This is a genomic window from Actinoplanes sp. NPDC051343 (assembly GCF_044455125.1).
Taxonomy (GTDB): domain Bacteria; phylum Actinomycetota; class Actinomycetes; order Mycobacteriales; family Micromonosporaceae; genus Actinoplanes.
This window is the reverse complement of the sequence record NZ_JBITEL010000001.1, coordinates 747052-763065: the sequence shown is the minus strand read 5'-3', so window position 1 is coordinate 763065 and position 16014 is coordinate 747052. Positions and strand designations below refer to the sequence as shown.

Annotated in this window: 12 protein-coding genes; 7 read left to right on the top strand and 5 right to left on the bottom strand. The window is 70.5% G+C overall.

The genetic code is table 11. From position 1 onward, the window contains the following. The first annotated feature begins 20 nt into the window (after window positions 1-20). Together ACIA5C_RS03265 and ACIA5C_RS03260 are read left to right on the top strand one after the other, a co-directional pair. The gene (locus tag ACIA5C_RS03265; protein WP_396050702.1) at window positions 21-1649 is read left to right on the top strand and encodes a phospholipase C; all 1629 of its coding nucleotides are present in this window, start codon (window positions 21-23) and stop codon (window positions 1647-1649) included. Between the two features lie 73 nt (window positions 1650-1722). Further along, window positions 1723-2022 (top strand): hypothetical protein, encoded by a 300-nt coding sequence (locus tag ACIA5C_RS03260; RefSeq protein ID WP_396050701.1) that lies wholly within the window; start codon window positions 1723-1725, stop codon window positions 2020-2022. A 13-nt stretch (window positions 2023-2035) separates the two neighbouring features. Here the strand turns inward: ACIA5C_RS03260 and ACIA5C_RS03255 are convergent, their stop codons facing one another. From ACIA5C_RS03255 to ACIA5C_RS03245, 3 genes are read right to left on the bottom strand one after another with little or no spacing between them, the layout of a single operon-like run. Continuing rightward, window positions 2036-2962 carry an ROK family protein gene (locus ACIA5C_RS03255; protein ID WP_396050699.1) on the bottom strand — a complete coding sequence of 309 codons (927 nt, stop codon included), beginning with the start codon at window positions 2960-2962 and terminating at the stop codon, window positions 2036-2038. Next, complete coding sequence (locus tag ACIA5C_RS03250) at window positions 2959-4398, bottom strand: M81 family metallopeptidase (protein WP_396052005.1); 1440 nt, start codon at window positions 4396-4398, stop codon at window positions 2959-2961. Before ACIA5C_RS03250 ends, ACIA5C_RS03255 begins: the two co-directional genes overlap by 4 nt. Before the next feature lie 9 nt (window positions 4399-4407). Then, entirely contained in the window at window positions 4408-5562 is a 1155-nt protein-coding gene (locus ACIA5C_RS03245) for an ROK family protein (RefSeq protein ID WP_396050698.1), read from the bottom strand. 296 nt (window positions 5563-5858) lie between these two features. Here ACIA5C_RS03245 and ACIA5C_RS03240 point away from each other — a divergent pair, with 296 nt between their 5' ends. The 5 genes from ACIA5C_RS03240 (at window position 5859) to ACIA5C_RS03220 (ending at window position 12235) form a co-directional block, all read left to right on the top strand. Then, a complete protein-coding gene (locus ACIA5C_RS03240) occupies window positions 5859-7571 on the top strand; it encodes a peptide ABC transporter substrate-binding protein (RefSeq protein ID WP_396052003.1) in 1713 nt (570 codons plus the stop codon). Window positions 7572-7640: 69 nt separating this feature from the next. Further along, window positions 7641-8600 carry an ABC transporter permease gene (locus tag ACIA5C_RS03235; RefSeq protein ID WP_396050696.1) on the top strand — a complete coding sequence of 320 codons (960 nt, stop codon included), beginning with the start codon at window positions 7641-7643 and terminating at the stop codon, window positions 8598-8600. Then, entirely contained in the window at window positions 8597-9517 is a 921-nt protein-coding gene (locus tag ACIA5C_RS03230; protein WP_396050695.1) for an ABC transporter permease, read from the top strand. The genes ACIA5C_RS03235 and ACIA5C_RS03230 overlap by 4 nt, the downstream gene beginning before the upstream one ends. Before the next feature lie 25 nt (window positions 9518-9542). Further along, a complete protein-coding gene (locus ACIA5C_RS03225; RefSeq protein ID WP_396050694.1) occupies window positions 9543-11507 on the top strand; it encodes a dipeptide ABC transporter ATP-binding protein in 1965 nt (654 codons plus the stop codon). Beyond that, window positions 11504-12235 (top strand): copper homeostasis protein CutC, encoded by a 732-nt coding sequence (locus ACIA5C_RS03220; protein WP_396050693.1) that lies wholly within the window; start codon window positions 11504-11506, stop codon window positions 12233-12235. Before ACIA5C_RS03225 ends, ACIA5C_RS03220 begins: the two co-directional genes overlap by 4 nt. Here ACIA5C_RS03220 and ACIA5C_RS03215 read toward each other — a convergent pair. Together ACIA5C_RS03215 and ACIA5C_RS03210 are read right to left on the bottom strand one after the other, a co-directional pair. Beyond that, the gene (locus tag ACIA5C_RS03215) at window positions 12189-14768 is read right to left on the bottom strand and encodes an NEW3 domain-containing protein (RefSeq protein WP_396050691.1); all 2580 of its coding nucleotides are present in this window, start codon (window positions 14766-14768) and stop codon (window positions 12189-12191) included. The two genes, ACIA5C_RS03220 and ACIA5C_RS03215, sit on opposite strands and share 47 nt — an antisense overlap. A gap of 94 nt (window positions 14769-14862) precedes the next feature. Beyond that, complete coding sequence (locus ACIA5C_RS03210; protein ID WP_396050689.1) at window positions 14863-15966, bottom strand: MFS transporter; 1104 nt, start codon at window positions 15964-15966, stop codon at window positions 14863-14865. Between the last annotated feature and the right edge of the window lie 48 nt (window positions 15967-16014).

Below are 16014 nucleotides of genomic sequence, written 5' to 3'. Positions count from 1 at the left end.
GTTCATCTAGGGTGCGATACATGGGGATCAATCCGTTTGCGACCCGTCGCCGCCGCATCCTGACCGGCGGGGCGGCCGCGCTCGCGCTGGGAATCACCGCGACGACGCCGGCCTGGGGCGGGAACACGCCCCACCCTGCGGCGCCTCCGAAGGCGCCGGCCGCGGTGGCCGCCGCACGCTCGCCGATCCAGCACGTGGTGGTCATCTTCGACGAGAACATCTCGTTCGACCACTACTTCGGCACCTATCCGAAGGCCGCCAACACCGACGGCACCAGGTTCGTGGCCGCGCCCCGCACGCCGGCGGTCAACGGGCTGACGCCGAAGCTCCTCAAGCACAACCCCAACGCGTACAACCCGGGGCGGCTCACCCACGAGCAGGCGCTCACCTGCGACCAGGACCACTCGTACACCAACGAGCAGAAGGCGTACGACGGCCGCCGGGCCGACAAGTTCGTCGAGTTCACCGACCACAGCACCTGCACCGGCCAGCCGATCCTCTACGGCCGCCCCGGTCTGGTCATGGACTACTTCGACGGCAACACGGTCACCGCGATGTGGAACTACGCGCAGCACTTCGCGCTCAGCGACAACTCCTTCGGCTCCAACTACGGGCCGTCCTCGCCCGGCGCGGTCAACCTGATCTCCGGCAACACCCACGGCATCCACGCGGTCGACTCGAAGACCGGCCAGCCGGTGACCGACAGCTACACCGTGGCCGCGCCCGACGCCCACGGCGTCGGCACGATGATCAACGACCCCGATCCGGCGTACGACGACTGCTCCGACAGCAACCACACGGCCGCCTCGGCGCTCGGGGCGTTGGCCGGCCGTAACGTCGGCGACCTGCTGAACGCCCGGCATGTGACGTGGGGCTGGTTCCAGGGTGGCTTCCGGCCGACCGGCACGGCCAACGGTTACTCGGTGTGCGGCGCGACCCACACCAACATCGGCGGCAACGCGGTCATCGACTACAGCCCGCACCACAACCCGTTCTCCTACTACAAGTCGACCAGCAACCCGAAGCACCTGGCGCCCACCTCGGTGGCCGCGATCGGGCACACCGACCGGGCCAACCACAACTACGACCTGACCGACTTCGACGCCGCGCTGGCCGCGGGCAACCTGCCGGCCGTCAGCTACCTCAAGGCGGCGCAATACCAGGACGGGCACGCCGGCTACTCGGATCCGCTCGACGAGCAGGCCTTCCTGGTACGCGAGATCAACCAGATCCAGCGCTCGCCGCAGTGGGCCTCGACCGCGGTCGTGATCGCCTACGACGACTCCGACGGCTGGTACGACCACGTGGCGCCGCCGCTGGTCAACGGGTCGCACGACCCGGCGACCGACCAGCCCTGGTGCCGGTCGCGGCCGGCCGCCGGTGGATACGACGACCGGTGCGGCTACGGCCCCCGCCTGCCGATGCTGGTGGTCAGCCCGTACAGCCGGGTCAACCACGTCGACCACACGCTGCTCGACCAGACCTCGGTGCTGCGGTTCATCGAGGACAACTGGTCGCTCGGGCGGATCGGCGACCACTCGTACGACGCCCGGGCGGGCTCGCTCGGCGGGATGCTCGACCTCCGGGCCCGTCCGAATCTGCGGCCGGTGCTGCTCGACGGCAGATCCGGAGCCGTGGTCCACGGGTGAGCCCGCCGATCGCGGGCCGGCGGGCACGTACACCGGTCTGGCGGGTCCGTACGAGCCGTTCGCCGGCACCGGCATGGCCGCGGTCCGGCACGCCGACAACGACTACTTCAGTGACAGCTCGACCGGCGGCAAGGGCGCGTTCGTCGACGACGCTCAGCTGCAGATCGGTGGCGCCGTCGCCGATACCCCCGACTTCGAGTCCGGCCTGGGTGCCTTCGCCGGGGACGGCGGCTGGGCCCGGTCGGGCACCGTCCTGCACACCTATGCGGCGCCGGCCACCGCCCGCGGCGTGACGCTCGGCTTCGGGCTGAAGTCGCTGCCGGCGGCCCAGCGCGGGCCGCTGCTGAAGCAGGCGCTCGCGCACCTGTACTGATTTGCGGGCGTCCTCACCGGTCGGTGGGGGCGCCCCAGCCTGCGGGGACCGCGAGGGCGGCCTCGCGACGGGCCATCACGGCCGCGCCGACCAGGGCCGCTCGCGCACCGAAGACCGACGGCACGACCGGCGGGGCGGGACGCCAGGCGAGCGCGCTGCCGAGCGCCGCGCGGACCGGCTCGAAGAACAGGTCGCCCGCGTCGGCCAGGCCACCGCCGAGGACGATGCGGGCCGGGTCGAGAGTGAGGGTCAGGGTGGCCAGAGCCGTCCCCAGGGCCAGAGTCGCGTCGTCCCAAACCTGGCGGGCGACCGGATCGGTGCCGACCGCGTCCGCGATCTCGCGGCTGTCGGCGCCGGACCGGCCGCTCAGGCGGGCGTAGCGCCGGGCCAGGCCGCCGGCCGAGGCGTACACCTCGAGGCAGCCCCGCTGCCCGCAACTGCACGGCTCGCCGCCCGGGTAGACCGGGATGTGGCCGACCTCGCCGGCCGCCCGGGTCGAGCCGGCCAGCGGGGCGCCGCGCACCACGATCGCGGCGGCGATGCCGGTGCCCAGCGGCAGCAGCAGGAAATCGTCGAGCCCCTGGGCCACGGCCTCGGCGATTCCCGCCGCCCGGGCGTCATGGCCCACCGCCACCGGCAGGCCGAGGTCGTCGCCGATCAGGACGCGCAACGGCACGTCCCGGAAGTTGAGGTTGGCCGCATAGCGGACCACGCCCGCGTCCTCGTCTACCAGGCCCGGCGTGACGACGCCGATGGCGGCGGGAGCGGCCCCGAGGCGTACGGCGTCGTCCTTCAGTTGCACGCAGAGCGTGCGGACCGCCTTGACCGGGTCCTCGTCGGCCCGCGACGGCGCGGAGAGCGAGTGCCCGATCCGGCCGTCCGGCCCGACCACGGCGCCCTTGATGGTGGTGCCGCCGACATCGACCGCGAGGACGGTCACGCGATCACCACGGTGAGGTCGGCGGTGAAGTCGCGGTCGAGCGGGAAGACCGGGCGGACGACGTGCTCGTAGGGCAGGCGGGCCAGGTGCTGGTCGACGCCGCCCGGGGTGAGTGCCATCTGCCAGTCGCCGGCCGCCTCGAACAACTCCGGTTCGAGGTAGCCGATCTTCACGGTGACGATGTCGGCTTCGGAGACGTCGACGCCGAGATTTCGGTATGACGACAGCAGCCGGTACTGCATGCGGCGGGACGTGAGGAAGACGCTCAGACCGCCGACACGTACGGAAACGCACCGGCCGCCGTCGGGATCGTCCGCCACCGCTTCCAGAATGCCGTCCAGACGGACCGGCCCGGGATCGCGACCGTCGATGCGCCCGCCGGCGGCGACCGAGACCGGGGAGCCGATCGGGAGGCCGGCGATCTCGGCCACGGCGGCCGGGTCGACCAGTGAGGCGAAGACGGCACGGCGTTGCAGGACGCCCGGGTGCGCGAGCATGCGCCACAACGCGTACGTCGTGTCGTCGGCGCCCCCGGCGCCCGGGTTGTCGCCCGAGTCGCTGATGAAGAACGGGCGCTTCGCGGTCTCGGAAAGCGCCGCCGCGAGGCACTCGTCCATCGTCCCGGTCGGCGCGACGAAGGTGAACTCGTCGCGGGCGGCCCAGAAATGACCGCCGAGCTCGCTCGCGGCGGCGGCGACCTCGTCCTTCGACGTGCCGGTGACCACGACGGCCCCTTGGCAGCGCGGCTGGTCGGCCCACGCGAAGCCGATCCAGATCGCCGCGTCGATGATGCCCTCCCGGCTCTCGATCGACGGGATGCGGGCATAGAGGCCGCGCGCCGGCTCGTCCCGGGTGCTCGTCTGCTCGCCGGGCAGCAGGATCGGCACGTGCACGAGCGCCTTGTGCGGCCTTTCCCCGCTGCGCAGGGCGTCGACCAGGTTGCGAGCCGCCCGCTCGCGCGTCTCCCACACGTCGACGTGCGGCGCGGTGCGGTAGCAGGTCATCAGGTCGCAGGCGTCGAACAGCACCCGGGAGACGTTGCCGTGCAGGTCCATCGCGGCCGAGATGAGCGGCGTCCCGGTCAGGACCGAGCGGATGGCCGTCACCAGGTCGCCCTCGGCGTCGTCGCGCCCGACGACGCTCATCGCGCCGTGGAAGTCGAGCAGCATGCCGTCCAGCGGTCCGGCCGCGGCGAGCTTCTCGGCGATCTCGGCCTCCCACGCCTCGTAAGCCGAAGGCACGACCGCGCCACCGGGAAGCGCCCGCGCGTGCACCAGCGGCACCCACTCGACATCCGCCGCCCACGGCGCGGTCAGCCAGTCGTACCGGGAGAGCAGCCGGTCGCCTCGGGTGACCTCGAAGTCGTCAGCGGAGCTGAGATGAGGTGAGAAGGTGCTGGACTCGATGTGAATGCCACCGATGGCGATGCGCACGATGAGTTGCTCCTAGGACACGGTGGAACGCAGCAGGTGCCCGAGACCGGTCAGGGCCGCGTCCGGGCCGGCGACGCTGGCCTCGATGGTCAGGGACTGCGTGATGGACGGCAGGCAGCGCTCGTAGAGCATGCCCCGGGTCGCCGCGACGTAGGCGTCCAAGCTGGACAGTGCGCCGCCGACCACGACGGCGTTCGGGTTGAGAAAGTTGACGAGGCCGCTGAGGGCCACCCCGAGCAGGCGGCCGGCCTGGCGCACCAGCGTGACCGCGGCTGGGTCGCCGTCGCCGACCGCGACGATGATGTCGCGCAGGCTCATGCCGGGCTTGCCCTGCTCGGCCAGTTGGCGCGAGACGGCGGCGCCGCTGGCGACGGTCTCGAGGCAGCCCCGGCTGCCGCACGAGCACTGCAGTTCGCCGCTGTCGGCGACCCGCACGTGGGTCACGTCGCCACTCAGGCCGCGGCCGCCGCGGAAGATCTGGCCGTCGCTGACCAGGCAGGCACCGATGCCCGTGCCGGCCTTCACGTAGATCATGTCGCCGCTCAGCTCGCGGGGTTCGAGCTCGCGTGTCGCGTATTCGCCGATCGCGGCCGCCTTGGCGTCATTGTCGACGATGACCGGTCCTTGCACGTCGCCGAAGCTGCGGCGCAGGTAGTCGTCGGGGTCGACGCCGCTCCAGCCGGGCATGCGGGCCGGGCCGACGACCCGCCCGGTCGGGAACTCGACCGGGCCGGGCAGCGCCACGCCGACGCCGAGGATCGGCTGGCCGGGCGCGGCCGCGGCCTGGAGCCGGGCGAAGGTCTCGCCGACGGTTTTGAAGACGACCGAGGGGCCGGCCGCGATGTCGATCGGCACCTCCTCGGTGCTTCGCAGGGCGCCGCCTGGCGTGCACAGCCCGACCCGGGCGTGCTTGCCGCCGAGCTCGGCGACCGCGAGGACGCCGTCGATCTCGCGCAGCCGCAGGATGCGTGGCCGGCGCCCGCCGGTCGACTGCCCGACGCCCTCCTCCAGGAGGACGCCTTCCTCGATCAGCCGGCGAACGACCGCGGTGACGGTGGAGGGCGAGACGCGGAGTGCTTCGACCAGGTCGCTGCGGGAGGTCGCCGCGCCGCTGTTGAGCAGGTCGAGCGTCTGCTCGCGCAGGGTGGCGGAGTTCGGTTGGTGCACGGCCTCTCCTCGGTCGGGCGGTCCTTCGGCGCCGCTGAGTCTGTCGCAGCGCCACGGGGAGGGTGCGCTCCGGGAGCCCTGATCAAAAGTTGCTCTGATTCGACTTTGGTCCGGAGCTTCGCGGACTTCGAACGTAACACAGCCGAAGTAACGAAAATAAGACCCTAAGTTTCGTTGACTGGAAACTTTTGCAAGGTTAAGTTCACCGCGTCGGACGTCAAGGAGCAGCGAATATGAGAATCAGACTTTCCCGGCGCCTGCTGGCGATCGGCGGCGTATTCATCCTCGGCTCGAGCATGGCCGCGTGCAGCGGCGACAGTGGCTCGTCGAGCAGCGGCACGAGCGCGAAGAAGGACACCGCGACCGTCGCGCTCCGCACCCCGAACTGGATCCTGCCGATCTCGGCGCCCGGCTTCACCCAGGGCGAGAACGCGATCTTCGGGGAAGAGCTGTACCGCTCGCTCTACTCGTACAAGCTGGACGGTGCCGCGCAGTACAACATCGACGACACCCGGTCGATGGCCCAGGCGCCGGTGGTCAGCGACGGCGGCAAGACGCTGACCGTCACGCTGAAGGACAACAAGTGGTCGGACGGCCAGCCGGTCACGACGAAGGACATCCAGTTCTGGTACGACCTGGTCAGCGCCAACAAGGACAAGTGGGCGTCGTACCGGGCCGGCGGCTTCCCGGACAACATCGCCAAGTGGACGATCAAGGACGACAAGACGTTCTCCGTGACGACCACGAAGGTCTACAACACGGCCTGGTTCGTCGACAACCAGCTCAACCGCATCACGCCACTGCCGCAGCACGTCTGGGACAAGGACTCCGCGTCCGGGACGGTCGGCGACGAGGCGAGCACGCCGGCCGGAGCGAAAAAAGTCTTCGACTTTCTGATGGCCGCGTCCAAAGACCCCAAGACGTACGACTCGAACCCGCTCTGGCAGGTCAACAGCGGCCCGTTCAAGATCGAGAAGTACGTGCCGAACGGCGAGGTGACCCTGGCCGCGCAGTCCACCTATTCCGGCACCGACAAACCGAAACTGGCCAAGATCGTGCTTCGGCCGTTCACCGGTGACGACGCCGAGTTCAACGTGCTGCGGGCCGGCCAGATCGACTACGGCTACATCCCGGCCGCCGACACCGACCAGAAGAGCTACCTTCAGTCCAAGGGCTACCAGGTCTCCCCGTGGTACGGCTGGTCGATCACCTATCTCCAGCTGAACTTCAACAACCCGAAGACCGGCTCGCTGTTCAAGCAGCTCTACCTGCGGCAGGCGCTGCAGCAGCTGATCGACCAGCCGACCATCAGCAAAGCGATCTGGTCGGACACGGCCGCGCCGACCTGCGGCCCGGTACCGGCCAAGCCCGGCACCACCGACGCGGGCGGCTGCGCCTACAAGTTCGACCCGGCCGCCGCGCAGGCCGCGCTGACCAGCCACGGCTGGAAGGTCACCCCGGACGGGCAGACCACCTGCCAGAACCCGGCTCTCTGCGGCCCCGGCATCACGGCCGGCCAGGCCCTGACCTTCACGGTGACCAGCCAGACCGGCTTCTCCGCCACCACCAAGATGTTCGCCGAGATCAAGTCGCAGATGTCGAAGCTGGGCATCACGCTGAACATCAAGGAGGTGCCGGACTCGGTTGCCGTCACGCCGGCCTGCAAGCCGAGCGAGGCCACGTGCACCTGGGACATGTCGTTCTTCGGCTCGCAGGGCAGCTGGTACTACCCGGCGTTCGCCAGCGGTGAGCGGCTGTTCGCCACCGGCGCCCCGGTCAACCTGGGCAGCTACAGCAACCCGCAGGCCGACCAGCTGATCGACGCGACCCAGTTCTCGGGCGACCAGAGCGCGCTCACGGCGTACAACGACTTCCTGGCCAAAGACCTGCCGGTGCTGTGGATGCCGAACCCGGTCTACCAGAACTCGGCGTACCGCACTGGATTGCAGGGCGTCGAGCCGCAGGATCCGATGAACTACATGTACTTCCAGGACTGGTCCTGGAAGTAGGACCTTCTTTTAGAAGCGGTCCGGCGTCTCGACGCCGGGCCGCCGAGACCCGGAGGAGGAACGGCCCCGGTGGTCAGGTACCTCATCACACGCTTGGGCCAGGCCCTCATCGTCGTCGTACTCGTGACGGTGATCGCCTTCCTCATCCTGCATCTGCTTCCCGGTGGCGTCGCGCGGGCGACCCTCGGCAAGGACGCGACGCTCGACCAGCTCGCGGCCTTCAACCACGCCAACGGCTATGACAAGCCGTGGTTCCAGCAGTACGTCCTTTACCTGGGCCGCCTGCTGCACGGGAACTTCGGCTACTCCTACCAGCTCAACCAGTCCGTGCTCGAGGCGATCACCCAGCGCCTGCCCAAGACGATGGTGCTGTCGCTGTTCTCGACCGTGCTGGCGATCGTCGTCGCGATTCCGCTCGGCGTGATCCAAGCCGTACGCCGCAACCGGATCGCCGACTACACGATCACCTCGCTGTCGCTGCTGGCCTACGCGACGCCGATCTTCTTCATGGGTCTCATGATGATCATCCTGTTCTCGCAGAAGTGGCCGATCCTGCCGCCCGAGGCGCCGCAGGGCTTCACGGTCTCCGATGTGCTCGCCGCCCCGGCCGGCCTGGTGCTGCCGGTGGTCACGCTGGCCATCGTCACGGTCGCCACCTACTCGCGGTACGTACGCTCGTCGATGGTCGACAACCTCAACGAGAACTACGTCCGCACCGCCCGCAGCAAGGGGCTGCCGGAGTGGCGGGTCGTGCTGGTGCACACCCTGCGCAACGGCCTGTTCCCGATCATCGGCCTGCTCGGCATGTACCTGCCCGCGCTCTTCAGCGGCGCCCTGGTCGTCGAGTCGCTGTTCAACTTTCCCGGCATGGGACAGCTGTTCTGGCAGGCGGCGCTGAAACGCGACTACCCGATCCTGCTCGGCGTAACGCTCATCATCTCGATCGCGACGGTCGTCGGCTCGCTCATCGCCGACCTGCTCTACGCCGCCGCCGACCCCCGGGTCCGTCTCCGCGGGAGCTCCTCATGACCATCAATCCCGAGGCGATCGTCCCTTCCGCGGCCGAGCCTGCACGGGCGGCGCCGGACGAGGAACCGGTCCGCTCGCTCTGGCGGCAAGGCCTCGGTGTCTTCGCCGAGAACCGGCTGGCCCTGGTCGGCGTCGGCCTCTTCGTGCTGCTGGCCGGCCTCTGCTTCCTCGGCCCGCTCCTCTACCACACCGATCAGGTGCACACCGATCTCACGCAGGTGCATCTGGCTCCGGGCAAGGGCCACCCGCTGGGCACCGACGGCGTCGGCTACGACCAGCTGGGCCGCCTCATGCTCGGCGGCCAGACCTCGATCATCGTCGGGCTCCTGGCCGGCATCCTCGCCACCATCCTGGGCACGATCTGGGGCGCAGTCGCGGGTTTCGTCGGCGGCTGGATCGACTCGGCGATGATGCGCGTGGTCGACGCGATGATGTCGATCCCGTCGCTGTTCCTGTTCATGCTGCTGGCCGCCATCGTCACGCCGAGCATCTCGATGCTGATCATCATCATCGGCGCGTTCGCCTGGCTGGGGCCGGCCCGTCTGGTGCGGGGCGAGGCGCTGTCCCTGCGCTCCCGCGAATACGTCCAGGCGATGCGGGCGATGGGCGGCACCGGCGGCCGGGCCGTGCGCAAGCACATCGTGCCCAACGCGATCGGCACGGTGATCGTCAACGCCACCTTCCAGGTCGCCGATGCGATCCTCTACGTCGCCTACCTGTCGTTCCTCGGCCTCGGCGTGCCGCCGCCGGCGACGAACTGGGGCGGCATGCTCTCGGACGGGCTCGAGAACACCTACAGCGGCCACTGGTGGCTGCTCTACCCGCCCGGCATTGCCATCATCCTCATCGTGCTCGCCTTCAACTTCATCGGCGACGGGTTGCGGGACGCCTTCGAGGTCCGCCTCCGACGGCGCTGAGCCCTCGTCGTTCCGGGAGAAAATGATGACCGAACCTCTGCTTGAGCTGCGCGATCTCGACACCGACATCGCGGTGCGCAACGGCACGGTGCATGCCCTCGACGGTGTCAGCCTGCGGGTGATGCCGGGCGAGACCCTCGGTGTGGTCGGGGAATCGGGCAGCGGCAAGACGATGACCGCACTGTCCATCATGGGCCTGCTGCCCTCCGGAGGGCAGATCTCCGGCGGCCGGATCGATTTCGAGGGACGGGATCTGCGATCCCTTCCGGCCGATGAGGTACGCCGGATCCGTGGCGTACGCATGGGCATGGTCTTCCAGGACCCACTGACCTCACTCAACCCGACCATGCGCATCGGCACCCAGGTTGCCGAGCCGCTGCGGATCCACCAGAAGGCCGGCCGGTCCGAGGCGCGCGAGCGCGCGATCGAGATCCTGCGCCGGGTCGGCATGCCCCGGCCCGACAAGATCGTCGACAACTATCCGCACGAGCTCTCCGGCGGCATGCGGCAGCGCGTCGCGATCGCGATGGCCCTGATCTGCCAGCCGAAGCTGCTCATCGCCGACGAGCCGACCACCGCGCTGGACGTGACGACCCAGAAGCAGATCCTCGAGCTCATCGATGACCTGCGCGAAGAGTTCGGGATGGCGGTCGTCCTGGTCACCCACGACCTCGGAGTCATCGCGGGCCGCGCCGACCGGGTCGCCGTCATGTACGCCGGTCGCGTGGTCGAGACCGCGACGACCCGCGAATTGTTCCGGGCACCGCGCCACCGCTACACCGAGGCCCTGTTGGAGGCCCTCCCGGAGGCCGCCGAAGGGGAACGGCTGTACAGCATCCCGGGCCTGCCGCCGGACCTGTCCCGCCCGATGACCGGCTGCCGGTTCGCGCCCCGCTGCCGCTTCGTCACCGACGAGTGCCGGGCCGCCGACATCCCACTGTTCGGCGAGGGCCACGAGTTCGCCTGCATCCACCCGGTGACCGCCGAAACGGCCGCCGCGCCCGCCGAGCGGCAGGTCATCGACCGGTCGGCGATCGTCGCGGAGGCGGCCCCGGTCCTCTCGATCCGCAATCTGGTCAAGAACTACCCCACGCACGGCGGCCAGGTCAGTGCGGTCGCCGACGTCTCCTTCGACGTGGCCGCGGGCGAGACGTTCGGCCTGGTCGGTGAGTCGGGCTGCGGCAAGTCCACCCTGGGCCGCCTCGCAGTCGGCCTGGAGCGCCCGACTTCGGGCCAGATCGTGCTCGACGGCACCGACATCGCCGGTCTCAAGGGGCGTGAGCGCCGCGGCATGCACCGCCAGGTACAGCTGATGTTCCAGGACAGCTACGCCGCCATGAACCCGCGCATGCGCGTCGACTCGATCCTCGCCGAGCCGCTGGAGATCCAGCACGTCGGCGACGGCCCGGCCCGGCGGGCCCGCATCAACACGCTGCTCGACCAGGTCGGGCTGTCGCGACGGGTGCTCGAACGGTACCCGCACGAGTTCTCCGGCGGGCAGTTGCAGCGCATCGGCCTGGCCCGGTCGCTGGCCCTGCAGCCACGCCTGATCGTCGGTGACGAGCCGGTGAGCGCGCTCGACGTGTCGATCCAGGCCCAGGTACTCAACCTGATGCGGGACCTGCAGAAGGAACTCGGGCTGGCGTACGTCTTCATCAGCCACGACCTGTCGGTGGTCGACTACATGGCCGACCGGATCGGCGTCATGTACCTCGGCAAGCTCGTCGAGGTCGGCCCGGCCCGCGACGTCGTGCGGGCGGCACGTCACCCGTACACGCAGGCGCTGATCGACGCGGTCCCGTCGGTCAAGGAGACGACCCGCGAGCGCGTCGACATCAAGGGCGAGTTGCCGAGCGCGATGAACCCGCCGACCGGCTGCCGGTTCCGCACCCGGTGCCCGCTGGCCGCCGAGATCTGCCGGACCGAGCCGCCGCTGGCCGGCTCCGCGCACAAGGTGGCCTGCCACTTCCCGTTGCGGTCCGATCAGTGACGGTCGTGGAGATCTGCGTCGGCGACGTTCCGTCGGCGCTGGCGGCCGAGGCGGCCGGGGCCGACCGGCTGGAGCTCTGCGCCGACCTCGGCCAGGGCGGCACGACGCCGAGCATCGGTATGGTCGCGGTCGCCCTGCGGACGCTTCGCCGCGCGGCTCTGAAGGTCATGGTCCGCCCGCGCGGCGGCGACTTCGTGGTCAGCGAGACCGAGCAGCAGGTCATGCTGGCCGACATCGCGGCGATCCGGGCCCTGCCCAACCCGCACGGCCTGGCCCTCGGGATCGTGGCCGGTGCCCTGACCGCCGACGGCGACCTCGACCGGGCGTTACTGCGGAAGGTCGTCGATGCGGCGGGACCGTTGCCGGTGACCGTGCACAAGGCGTTCGACGAGGTTCCCGACCAGCTGACCGCCCTGGACCACGTCATCGAACTCGGCGCGGGTGCCGTGCTGACATCGGGCGGGGCCGCCTCCGCGCGCAAGGGGGCAGCGCGGATAGCGGCCCTGGGGGAGCGGGCCGCCGGCCGCCTGCGCATCATCGCGGCCGGCGGCATCCGCTCCCACAACGTCGCCGAGATCCTGGCCGCCACCCACGCGACCGAGATCCACCTGCGGGCGCCGATCGAACTGCAGGGCCGCGAAGCCACCGATCCGGCCGAGGTGCGCCGGGTGCTGGCCGCCGTCAGCCGGGTGTCCCCGGGACCAGAATGCGGTCGAAGTCCGGCGTGAAGTCGGTCGGGTTGGCGAACTCGATCGTGTTGGAGCCGGCCTGCAGGGCCAGCGGGACGGTCGTCGTGCCGACAGTGTTGAAGTCGCCGGTCGGTGCGAAGTGGACAGCTTGGGGTGTGCCGCCGTTCACCGCGATCGTGGCCTGCCGTCCCGCGTCGGAGCCGTCGAGGTAGGCGACGACGACCGGGTAGGTGCCGGCCGACGGGGCGGTCACGCCGGTGAAGGTCAGGGTGGCGCCGGGACCGACGAAGCCGACCTTGGCGCCGCCCGAGCAGTTGCCGCAGGAGGCGATCGACGCGCCTCCGGTCAGCTGGTTGGCGGGTGCTTCCGCCTCGTACGGCAGGAGCCTGCCGCCCTCGCGGCCGACGGTGAAACCGGAGAAGACCGCCTGGGCTGGCGTCCCCGCCGTGTGAGACGTGATGAAGACGCCGGCGTCCTGCGTGCCGGCCTGGCCCGGCACGTCGGCCTGGCCGACCAGGCTCCACGTGGTGCCGTCGGTCGAGTAGTAGCCGGTGTAGAACGAGCCGTCGCGGACGAGTTTGAGCCGCACCGGCGTCCGGTCCGCGATGGCCCCGTTCGGTGGTGTGACCGCGTTGATGTGGGTGCCGGCGTTGTTGTCCCACTCCAGCTGGACGCCGCCGCCCGGGGAGGCGAACAGGATGACGCCTTCGGGGCCGGTGCCCGAGGCCGTCATGTCGTTGCGCACCAGGATGCCGGCCTTGCCGTAGCCCGTGAGGCCCGTACGGGACTCCACGACGGTCTGCACGGTGGCCGTCGAACCGACCACGCCGGGCTGATAGACCGTGGTGTAGTCGTCGTTGTCGGTCCACAGGTCGGCGCCGCCGCCGGAAACCCCGATCTGGTCGTCCTTCTGCCCGTAGACCGCCGGTGCGTCGGAAGCCGACGAGAAACTCCGGTACGGCGGGTCGATCGCCGTGCCGGTGACTACATCCGTGTCGGCGGTGACGGTCTGCGGCACCACAAAATGCCAGCGGTAGGCCGCGTTCGCGGTCACCACATCGGTGGGCAGCACGGTCGAGGGGGCCGGGGCGGTGACCGAGAAGCGGGCGGCGACCGTCTGCCCGGGCGCCACGCCGGCGAACGCGGTGGCCGGCGAAGCCTTCCACCCCTTCGGCACGGTCAGCGACAGCCGAGCGGCCTGCACCGGGTCGAAGCCGTTGTTGGTGAAGGAAACCGTTGCGGTGGCGGGCTTTCCGGCCGTCACCGAGCTCAGCCCGTCCACCGCGACCGTCGTGCTGGGTGGCGCGTCACCTCCGCGGCGCACCCGATAGAGCGCGACCCCGTGCGCCGGTACGGACGCCGAGACCACGCCGCCCGACGAGGTCCGCTTGTGGGTCCACAGCTCGTCGAGCAGATAGTGCGCCTTGGCCGGCATGGCGGTGGAGACGACCGCGGTGCTGCCGCCGGTGTTGAAGAGGCCGACGATCACGTCGCCGTTCTTCTCGGTCTTGGTGAAGACCTGCCGGTTGCCGGAGTTGGCGACCCGGCCCGCGTCGATGCCGTCCTGGTCGACGGCGAGCACGTCGTGGTTCTTCAGCAGCGCCAGATCGGCCGGGTCGAGGTGGGTGAGGTCGGTGCCGAGGATGAGCGGCGAGGCGGCCAGCGACCACAGGCTCATCTGGGTCTTGCGCTCGTCGTAGGTGAGCCCGTCGCCGGTGCCGTTGCCGACCTCGAGGGAGTCGTAGTCGTTGTAGCCGCCCGGACCGCCGTACGGCTGCCACGCCGCGACCTGGTCGAAGCGTGAGCTGATGCTGCCCCAGCTCGTCAAGGGGAAGCTGGCCCCGTCGGGACCGCAGTAGCACTCGATGTCGCCGCCGGTGCGCCAGCCGTTGGAGTACTGCTTCCAGGTGGCCGCGTCGGCGATGTCGAGGCTGTTGGACAGTTCGAGGTGGATCGGCCGCCCGGTGTCGTGCAGCGCGTCCGACCACGCCTTGACGTCCGGGATGTCGGATGATCCGACGCCGTCGATCTTGAGGTAGTCGACGCCCCAGCCGGCGAACTGGGCCGCCCATGAGTCGATGAACTCCTGCGCGCCCGGCTTGCCGTAGTCGATGCCGACCATGCCGCCGCAGTTGTAGTTGGCGCGCCCGTCGGTCGTGGCGATGTCGGCCGCGTGATAGCGGGTGCCCTCGATCGCGGAGTTCTGGGCGACCGCCTGCTTGGAGATGCCCGGGGTCACGTAGATGCCGAACTTGAACCCGTCATGGTGCACGTGGTCGGCCACGGCCTTGATCCCGTCGGGGAATCGGGCCGTGTCGACCGCCCACCGGCCGTACTGGTCGACGGCCGGGCCCTGGCCGCCCGGGCACGGGTACCAGAAGTCGTCCACATTGACGTATTTGAAGCCGGCCTTGCCGAGCCCGCTCTTCTTCATGGCGTCGGCCTGCGCCTCGATGACGGCCGCGGTCGGGTTGCGCCGCACGAAGCTCCAGCTGCTCCACCCGAGGACGGGCTTCTGCCCGACGGGCGGCGGCGCCACGTGGATCGGCACGGCCAGGAGTGCCGCGGTCATGACGGCCGTCAACCTGCTCATCCGCACGCCCCCGCTGTTGGAATGTGTTCGGCTGTGCAACTCCTTGCAACATAGACGTCCGAATAGGAAACCTTCAAGACGCCGGATTGACCAAAAACGCGAGTGCCAGGACGGCGACCGCGAGCACGCCGAATCCCCATCCGAGTCCGACGCCGGACGCGACGGACGCGACCAGCAGCGGGCCGCCCGCGTCGCCCAACTCCCGGCCGAGTTCGGCCGCACCCATCGTCTGGCCGAGCCGTTCGGCCGGCGTCGCCGCCGCCAGGGCGGCGAACCCCAGCGGCGTGATCAGACCGGTTCCGGCGCCGATGACGGCGGCTCCCAGCAGTACGCCGTAGAGCCCGGGCAGGGTCGCCGCACCCAGCCCGGCCGCGGTGACCGCCAGACCGGCGGTCAGGCTGGTGAAACGTCCGGCGTCCCGGGCCCGGCCGGCCCACGGCTGCACGACCGCGGCGCAGGCGGCCAGCACCGACACCGCCGCTCCGGTCGCGATCGGGCTCAGCCCGGCCGCCCGCCCGGACACCGGCAGGAAGCCGACCCCGACCGACAGCGCGGCCGTGGCCGCGGCCAGCGCGGCGGTCGGGCGGAGAAAGACCGGATCAGCCAGCCGACGGGCCAGGTCGAGAACGGTCTGCCGCCGCCGGGGGAGCGGCGCCGTCACCGGAACGGCGAGCGCCGCCCAGCCGGCGACGGCGAGCCCGAGCAGGGCGAGCACCAGGAACAGCAGCCGCAGGCCGCCGGCCCAGATGGACAGCCCGCCGAGCAGCGGCCCGAGGGTGTACCCGATCGACTTGTAGAACCCGTACGAGCCGAACGCGCGCCCGTGCTTGCCGGCCGGGCTGAGCCGGGCGACCAGCGCCGACGCGGCCGGCGAGAACGCCGAGGCGGCCGCGCCCTGCCCGAGCCGGGCCGCCCACAGCCACCCGGGGCGGTCGGCGACGACGAAGACCGCGGACGCGGCGGCGAACCCGATCAAGCCGCCGAGCAGCACCGGCCGGGCGCCGACCCGGTCGGCGAGGCTGCCGAAGACCGGCTTGAGAAGCACTTCCGCGCCGTCGTACAGCGCGAGCAGCCCGCCGAGCACCAGCAGCGAAGTCGCGCCGCCCAGGTTGGCCGCGACGGCGTGCGCGCCGAACGCCGTCGTGAAACCGGCTGCGTACAGCGGCCACCGGGACACCGGCCGTTCCCCCAATCGGACGATCTGATCTACAAGTTGTCGGAGCAG